Genomic DNA, 13,678 nt, shown 5'->3' with positions numbered 1-13,678 from the left:
TATGCGCGCTATTGTTCACTCCACAATAACCACAATACCCAAGGCAGACTGGCTTCGGCTATTTAAGAGTGACTACCCGTTTACTTGTTACGACTTTTTTCTGGCGCTTGAACAGGGCGGTAGTCTTGGGCCTCAGCGAGGCTGGCTGCCTCAGTATGTCGCGGTACATGACGACAACGATACAATAGTTGCGATTATGCCGTGGTTTAAAAAGACCCACTCCTACGGCGAGTACCTGTTCGACTGGGCCTTTGCTGAAGCCTTTGAGCGCTATGGTTTTCGGTACTATCCCAAGCTGGTTAACGCAATTCCTTTTACCCCGTGCCAGGGTCCTCGTTTGGCTACTGCCGAGGGCACCAACCTTAGCGATGTTCTGCCGGTTATTGAGTCAGCGCTGCTACAAGCCCATGATGTCAGCAACCTGCAGAGCTTGTACGTTGAACCTGATGTAAGCCAGGCTTTAACCGATGAGGGCTGGTGGCAACGCTTTGATATCCAGTTCCTCTGGCAGAACCGCAACTACGGCTGCTTCAATGACTTTCTCGCGGCTCTGGTATCGCGCAAACGCAAGTCGATACGTAAAGAGCGGCAAAAGGTGTCAGAGCAAAATGTGGAGATGCGAACTTTACAGGGTCGTGAGCTTACTGCGGAGTTTTGGCATCAGTTTATTTTGTTTTACCAACGCACCTACTTAAAACGCTCGGGTCACGGTGGCTACTTAACCCCGGCCACGTTCAGACTTTGGGGTGAACATTTGGCTGACCACATGGTGGTTTTCGCGGCTTACAGAAATGACGAAATGCTGGCGGCTTCATTGTGCTTTAAAAGTGACGACACACTTTACGGGCGTTACTGGGGTTGTCAGGAAGAGCTCGAGTTTCTGCATTTTGAAGCCTGCTATTACCAGGGAATTGAATACTGCATAAACCAGGGGCTAATTTATTTTGATGCTGGTGCGCAGGGTGAGCACAAACTGCATCGCGGTTTTGAACCGGTGTTGCGCGAAGGGTTTTATCGGTTTGCTCCGTCGGCTCTTAACGACGCTATTGAGCAGTATTGTCAGGATGAAAGCCGGGCGTTACGCGAACACCTGAAGACACTGCAAACCTACCTGCCTTATAAAGATCGCGGTTAATAAAGCGGCCACACAAGTAATATCATGACCAGCGCAACTGCCGATACGAGGACGGACAACGGCAGACCCAGACGCCAATAGTCGCTGAAATTATAACCGCCCGGACCCATAACCAGAATATTTGACTGGTGACCTATTGGCGTTAAAAAGGGCACCGCCGCGCCAATAGCAACCGCCATTAAAAACGGATCCATACTGGCACCAAAGCTGTTTGCCATGCTAATACCAATAGGCGCCATAAGCACCGCTGCAGCCGCATTATTCACAATGTTAGACAGCAGCATGGTGACCAGCAGCAATAAACCAACCGCAACAAAGTCTGGCGAACCTTCGCTGACATACAGTACAGCATTGGCAATGGTTTCCGCAGCTCCGCTGCGCTCGAGTGCCGAGCCAAGCGGGATGGTCGCTCCCAACAATACGATGATAGGCCAGTCAATGGCATCATACAGTTCGCGTAATGGCAGAATATTGGTAATAACCATCAGGCCCGCGGCGAGCGAAAAGGCGACGGGGACCGACATCAAACCAAGCGCAGCCGACAAAATAGTCGCGGCAAAAATACCCAATGGCAATATCAGCTTTTTGGGCGAACCGATGCGCAAGCTGCGCTGTGCCAGTGGGAAGCAACCAAACCGCTGAAACACGTCGTTAAGAATTTCGGCGTCTCCCTGCAGTAATAAAACATCGCCGGGTTTAAAGCGGATGTTGGCCAGTGCCGTTCCTAATTTTTGCCCTTCCCGGGCGACGCCCAGCACGTTGATGCCGTAGCGGCTTCGTAGCTTGATATCGGCGGCAGAGCGGCCGATAAGGCGTGAGTCGTGTCCGACAATTCCCTCAATGACGGCAATGTCGTCTGACTTCAGAAAACGCTCGTCAATTTCTTCTTCGGCATTCAGCTCCAGTCCGGTTCCGTCTATAACTTGCTGAATGGTTTCTGCGTTAGCTTCAACAATCAGTACATCTTCGGATTGCAGGCGCAAATAACGTGCAGGCGCTGACCAACGTTTTTCGCCTCGTTGCAATGCGACAATGACAAAGTCATCTTCACTACGGTTTTCGAGCTCATACAGGGTTTCACCAATAAAATTGGACCCGTCGGGGACATAAAGCTCGGTCAGATAGCTACTAACATCGTAGAGAGATTCCGACTTTGACTTGCCGGCTTTTTCCGGTACCAGCCAATGACTCAGCAGCCACATGAACAGCAAGCCGGCTATGGCGATGCTGAGACCAACCGGGGTAAATTCGAAAATGCCAAAGGACTCACCCATCGCCTCGCGACGGATGTCGGCAATAATGATATTTGGCGGCGTACCCACCATAGTAATGGCACCGCCCAGTAAGGAACCAAACGCCATGGGCATGAGCATTTTGGAGGGGTTATTGCCACTGCTTCGGGCTAACTGAAGCGCGACCGGAATCATAATGGCCATGGTACCGGTATTACTAATAAAGGCGGAACAGACGGTCGTGACCGAGGTCAGGGCTATCATCTGCACCCAGTGCTTATCGCCAATGTTTTTCATGGCTGAGGCCAGCGCATCAACGACGCCGGAGCGCCATAGTGCCTGACTTATAATTAATACGGCCGCTACGGTAATGACGGCGGCGTTACCGAAACCGCTGAACACTTCGGCGGTCGGAACTAACCCCAGAATGGCTGCGGACAGTAGCGCCATCATGGCAACCAGATCATAACGCCATTTATCAATGACGAAGAGCACCAGCATAGCCACTAATATGATTCCGATGAGCCATTGATCCAGCATTTAAGAGGTACCGTTTAATGTTTAAAGGTTGAAGATTGCACAGTGTTGGGTTTGACGCAATAGCGTCTATACTTACATACGAACCTATTTCAGGAGGCCATAACGATGAAGTATCTAAGTTTAACGAGTGCGGTAATCATTGGCCTGGCGGGAATGAGCAGTGCGCCGGCGAACAGTGATGACCACAAAAATAGCGGATTAGCGAACGCCGACATTCAGGAGTGGCAGGTTCCGTGGGAAGATTCCCGTCCGCGCGACCCATGGGTTCATGACGGTACAGTCTGGTTTGTTGGCCAGGGCAGTCATTACGCCGCAACCTTTAACCCAGAAACCGAAGAGTTCAAACGCTACGATTTACCCGACGGCGCTGGCCCTCACACTGTGATTGTTGATGACCGCGGTGCCTGGTACGCCGGTAACCTTATGAATCATATTGGGTTAATTGACCCTGAAACGGGCGACATCAAGAAATTTGAGCTACCGGGTGACGGCACTCGTGACAGCCACACCATGGACTTTACCTCCAACGACGACATTTGGTTTACGGTACAAGGGGGTAATCAAATTGGTTTTCTGGAAATCGGCGATGGTGAAATTATGCTGTGGGACGTTCCCACGGACTCTGCCAGACCTTACGGTTTAATTGTCGAAAATGATAAACCCTGGGCAACGCTTTTTGGTACCAATAAACTGGCGACCGTAGAAAACGGCAAGCTGCAGGAAATAGAACTGGATAGAAAAGACAACCGACCTCGTCGGCTGGGTATGACGGACGACGGCACCATCTGGTATGTCGATTACAACAAGGGGTACGTGGGCAGTTATGATCCGGTTAGTGGTGAAAATAGCGATTGGCGCGCACCGGCTGAAGAGAACTCACGTCCTTATGGTATGGCTGTGGATAAGCGCAACGATGTCTGGTTTGTAGAAACCGGTGTGCAGCCAAACCGACTGGTAGGCTTTGACACAGAAACCCATGAGTTTTCAAAGCCAATTGAACTGGAAAGTGGCGGCGGTACCGTTCGTCATATGTTCTATGATGAAAGTACCGATTCCATTTGGTTCGGTACCGACGCGAATACGCTGGGAGTGGTTCGCTTAGAGGAACCACCCGCTGTGACAGCCGATTAATTACATCGGCAATACTTCTAGCACGGCAACATAAGAGCCCTGGCGTTTACTGGCCGGGGCTTTCCCATTGTCATCCGCATACTCAGCTTCTAACCAGTACATACCGGGCTTATCTAACGTGAAGGTCACTTCGCCTTTCTCGTCAGTTTCTAGCTTGGTTGGTTGTGACTGGTCACGATAGCGCTCGCCGTCCTTTACCAGGACAATTTCAGTACCAGCAGCCGCTTTGCCATCTATGTTGAACTTAAAGGTAATGTTTTCACCGGTGTATAAGTCATTTGGATGAGTGACAGGAGCAAGCTCCAGGCCTTTGCCGGTTGGGCCCAGCGTGTCATAGGTTGGTGCGCCAGAGGTCACAAATGTTTCTACACGATGTGAACGCTCACTCACTTCCAGATCTTTTGCGTCCTGAGGTACTTCCTTGTAGAAATCTTCATTGGTTTTTTGTGAACCGCGTGGTGGCCAATATTGGCGTTCACCTTCGGCGTCTACCCAACGTGCTGATAGGCCTGAGCTGGCTGAGTAAATGGTGTAAGTGCCTTCTTTTTCCAGTTCAATATCGAATACTGAGCGGTACTTACCTTTATGGCCGTTTTCCAGAGTGATAGCTGAGCCGTCGGGTGCCATGGCTTCAACGCGATCCAGACCAAGAGGGTAATGGTCGGGATAAAAAATGCCATTAGCAATAGCGGCATCAAAGGTCACCCACTCCGAGTCGCCGGAGACAATGGTCGCGCTGGGCTTAATCCAGACACGGTGAGCTTCACTGCTGGTGCTGGCAAACAAGGTCAGAACAGCCAGGCTGGTGGTGAGTACAGAAGATAATTTCATGGTTAAGGCTCCAGTTTTAATGACACTCGACCAAGCTCATGCTCGCCAGTGTCTGAGATGGATATTGGGTTTTTAATCGGCAAAGACAATGGCAGTCGCAACATTTCACGGCCACCAAGTTCACGAGCAGCTTCGACGTACAAATAATATTGACCGGCTTCGAGCTCCGGTAATTGAGTTACTAAAGGCGTTAAATCCACACGGTTAGTGCCGGGACGACGCGTTGCGCCCGATACACCATCAATGGGCATGTCAGCCATGCGACCGCTGCGTCGCCACCATTGGCGCATGTCTTTCAGCCATTTTTCGCCTTCGTTGTCTTTCAAGTTCACGTCATACCAGACAGCAATGTCAGTAACGCGCTGGTGACGCTCGTTGGCTAGCCATACCGCCAGATAAGGTGCATGGTATTCGGCAACCGATAAGCGAGGAATTTCTACTGTCAGTTCATTTTCAGCCGCATGCGCTGAACCCATAATGGCGAATAACGGAATGATGAATCCGGCCAGAACCAGTGGCCAGGTGGACTTGCGCCCTTTGCTGTATTTTTTCAAAAGTAATAACCCCGTAACAGTAAATAGAATGCTGGCAATGGCAAAGACATCAATGAACAGGCTCCAGAAAAAACCGGTATTACGCGCTTTGTGGAGATCATTGAAGTAGGCAATCCAGCCGCGATCGGTGGTTTCAGAATAAAAAGCACCGCTGGATAAATCGACGCTGAACCAGCTGTCCCCGCCAGGTCGGGGCATAGCGACGTACAACTCGTAGTCACTCCATTCGATTTCGGCATTTGAACTGATGCTGTTTTGCGTCTTATCTTCGTACCAGCGGTGAAAAACGGCGGGTAGAGCGTCATTCCCTGACGCATTCACCAACCGGGCCAATTCCGTTTGTGGGAGAGAACTTTCATGGCGTTCGACGCTGGGCGCAGACTCTATCCAACCGGCATGATTCAAAGTTATGCCGGTAATGGAAAACAACAGCATGCCAATAAGGCAGACGGCAGAACTTATCCAATGCCAGTCTTTTAATGACCATCCTCTGCGGCCACTTGAGCGTCGAGCCATGACTTCTTAATCCTTTACAAACATCAGTGAATGTATCTTATATAAAAACCATTCTCATTTGCAATACTTAATGATAAAAATTCTCATTTAGATTTAATGTCTTTATGTTATGATGCGCACAAAATCGCCAATGAGGAAAAGTTATGAGAAGTATCATTGCGGAAAAAGTGACTCAGGTACGCCACTGGAACGATACCTTGTTCAGCTTCAGAACCACCCGTCAGCCAAGTTTTACCTTTGAGAACGGCCAGTTTGTGATGATGGGACTGCAGCTGGAAGAGAAGCCTTTGCTCAGAGCCTACAGTATTGCCAGTGCAAACCACGAAGAAGAACTGGAGTTTTTCAGCATTAAAGTGCCTGACGGCGCCCTGACCTCTCGCCTGCAACACATTCAGGTGGGTGATGAGGTCGTACTGTCCACTCGCCCAACCGGCACTCTGGTTCCCGGACACTTGCTACCCGGCAAAAACTTGTATTTGCTGAGCACAGGTACCGGACTGGCGCCCTTTATGAGCGTTATCAAAGACCCGGATATTTATGAACAGTACGATAAAGTTGTGCTGGTTCATGGTGTGCGCTGGGTGTCTGAACTCGCGTATCAGAAAGAAATTGGCGAAGACTTGCCTAACAACGAGTATTTTGGCGACTGGGTTCGCGAAAAACTGATCTACTATCCGACAGTGACCCGGGAGCCCTTCCGTGACGAGGCTCACCAACAGCGTATTACCGATTTGCTGGAGTCGGGCACTTTGACCAAAACCATTGGTATGCCAGATCTTAATCCGGAGCATGACCGCTTTATGTTGTGCGGTAATGACGCTATGCTGAAAGACTTAATGGCCATATTGAATGAACGTGGTTTCACAAAAGCAACATCACGTCGCCAGGGTGACTACGTGATTGAGCAGGCCTTTATTGAGAAGTAAAAGCATTGAGAAATAAGCGAGTGTATGACGCAAGATCAAGGCAAAAAGGCTCTGGTGGTTGAAGGTGGCGCTATGCGTGGCATTTTCGCTGCGGGCGTACTGGACGGTTTTCTTGAAACCGGCCAAACAGACTTTGATTTTGCGATAGGAGTATCGGCAGGTTCAACTAACCTGATTGGCTTTCTTGCCGGCGACCACGGGCGCAACCGAAAGATTCTTTTGCAGCATGCACGTCAGCCCGAATTTCTTAACTGGCGACGGTTTTTAAAGGGCGGTCATTTTTGTGATGTCAGCTGGCTCTGGCACGCCTCGTTTGATCAAGTACCACTGAATACTCAGTACTACCTGCAGCAAAATCGACCTTTGTACGTGGTTACCACCAATGTGGATACTGGGTTTCCCGTTTATACCCGGGTGACAGCAGAAAACTTACACGAGTTATTTCCGGCATCCTGTGCCATTCCACTGGCGTACCGGGACTTCCCCACCGTTGGCGATGCCCCCATGACAGACGGTGGGCTGGGCGATTCCATTCCGGTGATTAAAGCCTATGAAATGGGCGCCCGGGATATCACGGTCATTTTGTCCCGGCCTCGCGGGTTCCGTAAAAAGATACGACCCTTACCGACCTTCATGAAACGCTTCTTTAAGCATCACCCGGCTTTATTTGATGCGGTTGCCAGGCGTTCGGTTGTTTATAATGACGCCATTAACTTTATTGATAGTCCACCGGAGGACTGCACTGTTACCGTATTGGCGCCGCCGGCCGATTTTCCGGTAGGACGTTTTACTCAGGATAAAAAGTTATTGGAGCAGGGCTATGAAATGGGAAGAACCGCCGCACTGGCAACAACTGCTGCGTGATGTCAGGGATTGTACCCTATGTGAGCCTCAGCTTCCGTTAGGTGCCCGACCGGTTGTTCAGTTGAACCCTAAAGCCCGTATTTTGGTCGCTGGTCAGGCGCCCGGGAAACGTGTACACGCCTCCGGTAAGCCTTTTGATGACCCCAGCGGCGACAGGCTGCGAGAATGGATGGGCATTGATAAAGACACTTTTTATGATGCAGAAGCTCTGGCTATTATTCCTATGGGACTTTGTTACCCGGGAACCGGTAAGTCCGGCGACTTGCCTCCGCGTCCAGAATGCGCACCTGCCTGGCGTGACAAATTATTAGAGCAACTACCCAACCTGGAACTGACTCTGGCTATTGGTCAGTATGCCCAACAGTGGCATCTGAACGAACCTAAACGCAGTTTGACAGAGCGAGTGAAAGACTGGCGACATTATTGGCCAAGCTTATTGCCTATGCCCCATCCAAGCCCCCGAAATAATTTATGGTTACGTCGAAACCCCTGGTTTGAGGATGACGTCATTCCTGAACTAAAGCAAAGAGTTAGCGAACTGCTTTGACTTTTATGGGGCGACCCGATAATTTTAACGGCTAATAATAAAAAAGGCGGGTACGGATAACCCAATGAACCCAAGAAAATGGCGAGTCTGGCACCGCTGGTTATCTCTTATTGTCGGCTTACAGCTGGTGGTGTGGAGTATTAGTGGTGCCTATATGGTGTATTTTGATCTGAGCTTTATTCACGGCGATCATCTGGTGAAAAAGCTGGATCAGCCTATTGCTGAAAACACCTTGATTTCGCCTGTCAGTTGGGTGTTAGAACAAAACCCAGAAGCCACTTCTGTACGTTTAATGCGCCAATGGATAGACGGTTCGTTACAGACGGTTTATCGCGTTGAAAGTGAATCGGGCACGCAATTATTGAGGGCAGAGTCGCTCGACCCCATTCATCTGGATCGAATGGATATTGGTTACATAGCCCGCCAACACTACACCGGTAATGAAGAGACAAAAGCGCAGGTCAGCTTTATTGAAGACAAAGCTCCGGGCGAACTGAATTCTGCCTTATTGCCCGTTTGGCGCGTTGATTTTAATGACTTGCCCAGCACTACTTTCTACTTCTCTGCGGCAGCAGGCGAACTGGTAACCAAACGCCATGATTTTTGGCGAATGTTCGACTTCTTTTGGATGCTTCACATCATGGATTATCAAGACCGCGTCGACATTCAAACCTGGTGGTTAAAGGCTTTTAGCATAGCGAATATGCTCTTCATGATAAGTGGTGGTGCTTTGCTTTATTTTCATTATCGCCCGCGCAAAAGAAGAAGGCGGTCAGTATGAGGTTTATGCGTAAACTGCATCGCTGGCTAAGTTTAATCATTTGTATCCAGGTGCTGATATGGTTAGTGAGTGGTCTGTATTTCAGCTGGGTAGGTCATCAGAGTCTCGCCGCTCATGATTATTTCCAGCCGGTTCCTAAAAAGGCTATCGGTTCAGTTTTTTATCCAGAAAATGCGTTAACAGAGCGTTTTGACAGCATTGAAAGCCTGGAAATACGCTCAGTAGCTGGTACCGCTCAGTACGTGGTAACCACAACGGACACCAATAAGCATTACGTGAACGCATTAACCGGAGAGGACTGGAAAACATCGGTACCCATGGCGGCGGCATTGGCTCGTCAAAGCTATAACGGCCCCGGCGTTGTTGAGGAAGTGCGGGCGGTAACCGGCAGTGACGAAATAGTCGGCTGGCATAAGGCCGGTTTTAAAGTCACTTTTAGTGACGACATTGCTACGCGTGCCTATATTGATGCAGCTTCCGGCGAAGTGGTGGATCACCGCAACAGCCGCTGGTGGCTCAGTGACTGGATGTTCCGTTTACACTTTATGGATTACAGTGGTGAACGAGACTTTAATAGTCTTTTAAACATTGTTGCGGCAACGGCCGCGCTCTGGTTCAGCTTATCGGGCCTCATTTTATTAAGTCGCAGTTTAAAGCGCCGGCAGCTGTTCTGAATCAGGGCTACCACCAGCGACCGATTTTCTGACAGTAGTCTTTATAAGCTTCACCAAAGGTTTCTGTCAGAATGCGTTCTTCAGGAATAATCTGAAAGCGGTTCATATACGCCACATAAAGCGCTAAGCCCCACAACGAAAATACACTCCCCAGAAAAACACCCCAGGCCATCAACAAAAAGAAAAAGCCTAAATACATTGGGTTACGTGTTCGCTGGTAAATACCGGAGGTGACCAGCTTGGTGCTTTTGGCAGGGGCTCGTGGGTCCACGGTGGTTTGCGCGCGGCGGAACCCCACAACACCCAGTAAAGGAAGCAGCACACCTAATGCCAGCAGAAAAATGGCAGCCGCGCGCTGACCGACATAAAATTGATTAAAGGCTTCAGTATAATGGGCCGTTAGCCACATAAGCCCGGCAACAACGGCAACAACCAGCACGGGCGGTACTTTGAGTTCAAGTGATTTCATGGCAAAGTGGCTTCCTTTTCGGCAAAGATACGAAAAATGACAACTGATACAGCTAAGATTATTGAGCAAACCCGTCATTGGGTGCAACAGTTGATTGTAAAGTACAACATCTGCCCTTTTGCGCGCCGCGAAGTTGAGCGTAAAAGTATTCGATATGTTGTGGCTCAGCAACGCAAACCTCAGGCCGTGCTGCAACAGCTTGTGGATGAAGTTAACCATTTGGATACAGCGTCTGAAACTGAAACCACACTGCTTATTCTTCCTTCCGGGTTTGAAGGCTTTTATGACTTCTTGAACCTAGTTGATATTGCCGACGCCTTACTCATTGAAGAGGGTTATGAGGGCGTCTATCAGTTAGCGCATTTTCATCCCGATTATTGTTTTGACGGAGAACCACAAGATGACCCGGCAAATTATACCAACCGATCTCCTTATCCAACCCTACATTTGTTGCGCGAAGCCAGTATTGAAGAGGCTTTGAAAAACTACGATGATCCGGAATCGATTCCGGAACGGAATATCGAATTTGCCCGTCGTAAGGGCGTCGGGTTCTTTAAGGCAATATTGACAGATTAATCGACGAGTTCTTGCTACACTGTTAGCTAGCAGCACTCGTTATAGCTGTTCGCCCTATTGAGCTCTAAAGCGATGAGGCGCTATGTCAACAAACCGCATTACTCACAAAATTATTGAACAGCTGCCAACCATGGTGGCTTATGTCGACCGCGATAGGTGTTTCCGTTTCGTGAATACGGCCTATGCGTCGTTCTTTGGTTTAACGCCGGATGACATGCTGGGTAGATCGGTAAATGATGTGCTTAGCGATGAATCTTACCGAAGGGTAAAGGAAAGCCATGACCGTGTGTTTGCTAGTGGTGAGAAATTCGAGTTTTCGGAAGCCATTACTTTGCGGAATGAGCGTAAGTGTTTTTTGGATATTCGCTATTTGCCTGAGCTTGATGATCAAAAGAGGGTTATAGGCCTTTACGCCCTGATTGAAGATGTCAGCGACTACTATGCGTCGGTTGATCTTATGCGCACCATTCACGAAGTGATTCATAAGCGCGGGCGTAGAATCGACCCGGCCTCTATTGATGAACTGCTGCGAATCGGTGTGGATTATTTAGGGGTTGATATTGGTACCGCTAGCTCAATTAAAGACGATACTTACACCATTGAATGGGCACAAGCAGCAAAAATGGACTTTCCTGCTGGCGCGCAATTGCCTTTGGCCACAACTTATTGTTCTGTGGTTCTTAAAGAAAACAATTTAATTCATACGAATGGCGCTTCAGAAGACCTTCGATTCAAAGATCATTCCAGTTACCAGACTTATGGTTTGGAGACTTACATTGGTACACCGCTAATTATTAACGATAAAACCTGGGGCATTTTAGGTTTTTCCCGTAAAAACCGACGGGCTGAGGCTTTTAGTGATCTGGAAGTCGAAATGGTGCGAATGATGGGCACTGCGGTAGAAACCGTGGTTGCTGAGCAGCAAGTCCGTTCGGACTTAATTCGTCAACGAGATGATATGGCCGTTATTGCTTATACCGATTCGCTAACTGGCTTGAAAAACCGTTCGGCGGGTATGCAGATAGTCGAACAAAATCTACGGCGGCAAAACGGCGAGCGTGGCTGTGTGGTTGCGGTCATCGATTTTGACCACTTTAAGGCGGTTAATGACACTTACGGACACGATGTGGGTGATAAAGTACTCATTGCGGGTACAAAAGCGATGTCAGAAGCCGTTCGTAGCAGCGACAGTGTTGTTCGGGTAGGCGGTGAAGAGTTTATGGTGGTACTGGCTTATGCTGACCATGAAAGCGCGGCGCAAGTGCTGGAAAGAGTCAGGCTGGCGGTAGAAGAAACCGTTATTACGCTTGATTCAGGCGACGTCATTAATCCGACGGTGAGTATTGGCGTATCAGAGAGCAAAGAGGAAGACGACGTTTCCAGTCTGTACAGAAGAGCCGATCAGGCGCTGTATAAGGCTAAGCGGGCCGGTCGCAACTGTGTTGTGTGGGCAGATGAAAGTACTCGTTAAATTTATTATGAAAATAACTGCATAAATCGTTTGACTCACTGTGTAATAAGCGTAGACTCCACTGCGTCGGATAGATAGAAAGACAGTTAGTTAAAAAACTCCACTTCGTTGACCTATTATTATTAATACCATCGTCCTGTAGTTCTAAGTTCTTATTTTTACCCGCATCATCGCCTATATGGCACTTACTTAAAAGTTACAGGAAGATATATTATGTCTGATAAAATTACTGGTTCAGTAAAATGGTTTAACGAAGCAAAAGGCTTCGGTTTCATCGAACGTGAAAACGGCGCAGACGTTTTCGCACATTTCAGCGCTATTTCTAGCGACGGTTTCAAAACCTTAACTGAAGGCCAGCGCGTTGAGTTCGCAGTAACTCAAGGCCCTAAAGGTCCTCAGGCTGAAAACATCGTAGCGCTGTAATAACGCGCCTCGAAGTCTAAAAGGGCAACCCTCGGGTTGCCTTTTTTTGTGCCTGTTTTTCATTAGCGGCTGGTTAACCAAAGTGTTAAGCCTATGCCAATAGCCATTCCCAGCAATAGAGTGACTAACATGGGGAGCGCATCTAACCAACTTGGCGGACGTTGGGGGTTTACGGCATTATTATTGTTTGCCCTGGAAACAGTGTCCAACTCGATAACTTGCCGTTCAATTTCATACACGCTACATAAGGCCGCAACGGTTTCCTGAGACGCGATACCTTCTTTCTCTACGCGCTGTACTGTGCGTAAACTGACAGCGCAGGCGTCAGCCAGGTGCTGTTGAGTCCAGCCTCGTCTGTTTCGTAAGTCTATGACTTTAGCTGCATCGATTTGCATAGCTTACCCCAAAACCTTTAGCGCTATGGTCGCAGCGACATAACCAAAAGCCATGCCAACCAGAAAAAAGAGAACCAGGTTACGTATAAAGACCTTTTTATTATCGAACGCTGAACGCGTTTTGGTCTCTATGACGTTGCCATCGGCCATTAAGCTGCATTCCACTCGACAGAAGAGAAAACCAGTCACATTAAAGTGCAGTTCGTATTGAGTGCCATCCACGACAAACTCATGGCGGCTGGATAAACCCAGATTGCGCTTCTTTGATACTGACACGGCATCGACCAGAATCTCTTCTTTACCTGTAAGGCTGGAAGCCTTTGCGGTAACCGTGTGGCCATTATGCTCAAACTCGAAGTGATACGATAAATACAGTTGTTCAGCCAGTGATTGTTTCATAAGTTTTGTCCTTTTCATTTATTGTAAAGATTACACCGTTCGTGTGCTGAATAAAGCTATCAGTGTCAGAAAAATACCGTGACGTCAGTTTTGAGTCTGTCATATGACAGTTGCCTGTCATATTGCCTCCAGGCCTTTTGATGCGTGTAAATGTGAGTAAAGTAGCGATCTAAATTCAGGCAGAATTACGTAGAATCAGGCAGAGTAAAACTCA

General features: G+C 48.7%; 16 protein-coding genes. 10 read left to right on the top strand and 6 right to left on the bottom strand.

Annotated features, from left to right (window positions below; genetic code table 11):
* Position 1 precedes the first annotated feature (1 nt).
* Positions 2 to 1,135 carry a GNAT family N-acetyltransferase gene (locus CWI78_RS12515; RefSeq protein WP_126783134.1) on the top strand — a complete coding sequence of 378 codons (1,134 nt, stop codon included), beginning with the start codon at positions 2 to 4 and terminating at the stop codon, positions 1,133 to 1,135.
* Here CWI78_RS12515 and CWI78_RS12510 read toward each other — a convergent pair.
* A complete protein-coding gene (locus tag CWI78_RS12510; RefSeq protein WP_126783133.1) occupies positions 1,132 to 2,907 on the bottom strand; it encodes an SLC13 family permease in 1,776 nt (591 codons plus the stop codon). The two genes, CWI78_RS12515 and CWI78_RS12510, sit on opposite strands and share 4 nt — an antisense overlap.
* Before the next feature lie 105 nt (positions 2,908 to 3,012).
* On the opposite strand from CWI78_RS12510, the gene CWI78_RS12505 reads away from it, so the two are divergent.
* Positions 3,013 to 4,038: a Vgb family protein gene (locus tag CWI78_RS12505; RefSeq protein ID WP_126783132.1), complete on the top strand. Its 1,026-nt coding sequence runs from the start codon at positions 3,013 to 3,015 to the stop codon at positions 4,036 to 4,038.
* Here the strand turns inward: CWI78_RS12505 and CWI78_RS12500 are convergent, their stop codons facing one another.
* Positions 4,039 to 4,869 carry a DUF4198 domain-containing protein gene (locus CWI78_RS12500; RefSeq protein ID WP_126783131.1) on the bottom strand — a complete coding sequence of 277 codons (831 nt, stop codon included), beginning with the start codon at positions 4,867 to 4,869 and terminating at the stop codon, positions 4,039 to 4,041. It lies immediately after the preceding gene.
* A gap of 2 nt (positions 4,870 to 4,871) precedes the next feature.
* A complete protein-coding gene (locus tag CWI78_RS12495) occupies positions 4,872 to 5,939 on the bottom strand; it encodes a PepSY-associated TM helix domain-containing protein (RefSeq protein WP_126783130.1) in 1,068 nt (355 codons plus the stop codon).
* 143 nt (positions 5,940 to 6,082) lie between these two features.
* Here CWI78_RS12495 and CWI78_RS12490 point away from each other — a divergent pair, with 143 nt between their 5' ends.
* The 5 genes from CWI78_RS12490 (at position 6,083) to CWI78_RS12470 (ending at position 9,731) form a co-directional block, all read left to right on the top strand.
* A complete protein-coding gene (locus CWI78_RS12490) occupies positions 6,083 to 6,865 on the top strand; it encodes a ferredoxin--NADP reductase (RefSeq protein WP_126783129.1) in 783 nt (260 codons plus the stop codon).
* Positions 6,866 to 6,889: 24 nt separating this feature from the next.
* Positions 6,890 to 7,729: a patatin-like phospholipase family protein gene (locus CWI78_RS12485; protein WP_126783128.1), complete on the top strand. Its 840-nt coding sequence runs from the start codon at positions 6,890 to 6,892 to the stop codon at positions 7,727 to 7,729.
* Positions 7,686 to 8,276: a uracil-DNA glycosylase family protein gene (locus CWI78_RS12480; protein WP_126783127.1), complete on the top strand. Its 591-nt coding sequence runs from the start codon at positions 7,686 to 7,688 to the stop codon at positions 8,274 to 8,276. Before CWI78_RS12485 ends, CWI78_RS12480 begins: the two co-directional genes overlap by 44 nt.
* Positions 8,277 to 8,340: 64 nt before the next feature.
* Positions 8,341 to 9,057 (top strand): PepSY domain-containing protein, encoded by a 717-nt coding sequence (locus CWI78_RS12475; RefSeq protein ID WP_126783126.1) that lies wholly within the window; start codon positions 8,341 to 8,343, stop codon positions 9,055 to 9,057.
* A 5-nt stretch (positions 9,058 to 9,062) separates the two neighbouring features.
* Positions 9,063 to 9,731, top strand: coding sequence for a PepSY domain-containing protein (locus CWI78_RS12470; RefSeq protein WP_244213127.1), 669 nt, complete (start codon positions 9,063 to 9,065; stop codon positions 9,729 to 9,731).
* Positions 9,732 to 9,738: 7 nt separating this feature from the next.
* Here the strand turns inward: CWI78_RS12470 and CWI78_RS12465 are convergent, their stop codons facing one another.
* A complete protein-coding gene (locus tag CWI78_RS12465) occupies positions 9,739 to 10,200 on the bottom strand; it encodes a methyltransferase family protein (protein WP_126783124.1) in 462 nt (153 codons plus the stop codon).
* Between the two features lie 36 nt (positions 10,201 to 10,236).
* Between CWI78_RS12465 and CWI78_RS12460 the strand changes: the two genes are divergently transcribed.
* The 3 genes from CWI78_RS12460 to CWI78_RS12450 all read left to right on the top strand — a co-directional run bounded on the left by CWI78_RS12460 (position 10,237) and on the right by CWI78_RS12450 (position 12,670).
* Positions 10,237 to 10,776 carry a DUF1415 domain-containing protein gene (locus CWI78_RS12460; RefSeq protein ID WP_126783123.1) on the top strand — a complete coding sequence of 180 codons (540 nt, stop codon included), beginning with the start codon at positions 10,237 to 10,239 and terminating at the stop codon, positions 10,774 to 10,776.
* Positions 10,777 to 10,858: 82 nt separating this feature from the next.
* Positions 10,859 to 12,247, top strand: a complete 1,389-nt coding sequence (locus tag CWI78_RS12455) for a sensor domain-containing diguanylate cyclase (RefSeq protein ID WP_126783122.1) — start codon at positions 10,859 to 10,861, stop codon at positions 12,245 to 12,247.
* A gap of 213 nt (positions 12,248 to 12,460) precedes the next feature.
* Positions 12,461 to 12,670 carry a cold-shock protein gene (locus CWI78_RS12450; RefSeq protein WP_054490368.1) on the top strand — a complete coding sequence of 70 codons (210 nt, stop codon included), beginning with the start codon at positions 12,461 to 12,463 and terminating at the stop codon, positions 12,668 to 12,670.
* Between the two features lie 62 nt (positions 12,671 to 12,732).
* On the opposite strand, the gene CWI78_RS12445 is transcribed toward CWI78_RS12450, so the two are convergent.
* Both CWI78_RS12445 and CWI78_RS12440 read right to left on the bottom strand, forming a co-directional pair.
* Positions 12,733 to 13,065, bottom strand: a complete 333-nt coding sequence (locus CWI78_RS12445; protein ID WP_126783121.1) for a helix-turn-helix transcriptional regulator — start codon at positions 13,063 to 13,065, stop codon at positions 12,733 to 12,735.
* Between the two features lie 3 nt (positions 13,066 to 13,068).
* Positions 13,069 to 13,464 (bottom strand): hypothetical protein, encoded by a 396-nt coding sequence (locus CWI78_RS12440; RefSeq protein WP_126783120.1) that lies wholly within the window; start codon positions 13,462 to 13,464, stop codon positions 13,069 to 13,071.
* Positions 13,465 to 13,678 lie beyond the last annotated feature (214 nt).

Source organism: Idiomarina ramblicola, assembly GCF_003987255.1.
In the GTDB taxonomy this organism is placed as follows: Bacteria; Pseudomonadota; Gammaproteobacteria; order Enterobacterales; family Alteromonadaceae; genus Idiomarina; species Idiomarina ramblicola.
This window is presented reverse-complemented; position numbering and strand designations above follow the sequence as displayed.

Coding starts and splice junctions, on each gene's coding strand:
- CWI78_RS12455 (WP_126783122.1), top strand. CDS start 10,859: ATGTCAACAAACCGCATTACTCACAAAATTATTGAACAGCTGCCAACC.
- CWI78_RS12485 (WP_126783128.1), top strand. CDS start 6,890: ATGACGCAAGATCAAGGCAAAAAGGCTCTGGTGGTTGAAGGTGGCGCT.
- CWI78_RS12460 (WP_126783123.1), top strand. CDS start 10,237: ATGACAACTGATACAGCTAAGATTATTGAGCAAACCCGTCATTGGGTG.
- CWI78_RS12490 (WP_126783129.1), top strand. CDS start 6,083: ATGAGAAGTATCATTGCGGAAAAAGTGACTCAGGTACGCCACTGGAAC.
- CWI78_RS12465 (WP_126783124.1), bottom strand. CDS start 10,200: ATGAAATCACTTGAACTCAAAGTACCGCCCGTGCTGGTTGTTGCCGTT.
- CWI78_RS12510 (WP_126783133.1), bottom strand. CDS start 2,907: ATGCTGGATCAATGGCTCATCGGAATCATATTAGTGGCTATGCTGGTG.
- CWI78_RS12515 (WP_126783134.1), top strand. CDS start 2: ATGCGCGCTATTGTTCACTCCACAATAACCACAATACCCAAGGCAGAC.
- CWI78_RS12450 (WP_054490368.1), top strand. CDS start 12,461: ATGTCTGATAAAATTACTGGTTCAGTAAAATGGTTTAACGAAGCAAAA.
- CWI78_RS12495 (WP_126783130.1), bottom strand. CDS start 5,939: ATGGCTCGACGCTCAAGTGGCCGCAGAGGATGGTCATTAAAAGACTGG.
- CWI78_RS12445 (WP_126783121.1), bottom strand. CDS start 13,065: ATGCAAATCGATGCAGCTAAAGTCATAGACTTACGAAACAGACGAGGC.
- CWI78_RS12440 (WP_126783120.1), bottom strand. CDS start 13,464: ATGAAACAATCACTGGCTGAACAACTGTATTTATCGTATCACTTCGAG.
- CWI78_RS12475 (WP_126783126.1), top strand. CDS start 8,341: ATGAACCCAAGAAAATGGCGAGTCTGGCACCGCTGGTTATCTCTTATT.
- CWI78_RS12500 (WP_126783131.1), bottom strand. CDS start 4,869: ATGAAATTATCTTCTGTACTCACCACCAGCCTGGCTGTTCTGACCTTG.
- CWI78_RS12470 (WP_244213127.1), top strand. CDS start 9,063: ATGCGTAAACTGCATCGCTGGCTAAGTTTAATCATTTGTATCCAGGTG.
- CWI78_RS12505 (WP_126783132.1), top strand. CDS start 3,013: ATGAAGTATCTAAGTTTAACGAGTGCGGTAATCATTGGCCTGGCGGGA.
- CWI78_RS12480 (WP_126783127.1), top strand. CDS start 7,686: ATGAAATGGGAAGAACCGCCGCACTGGCAACAACTGCTGCGTGATGTC.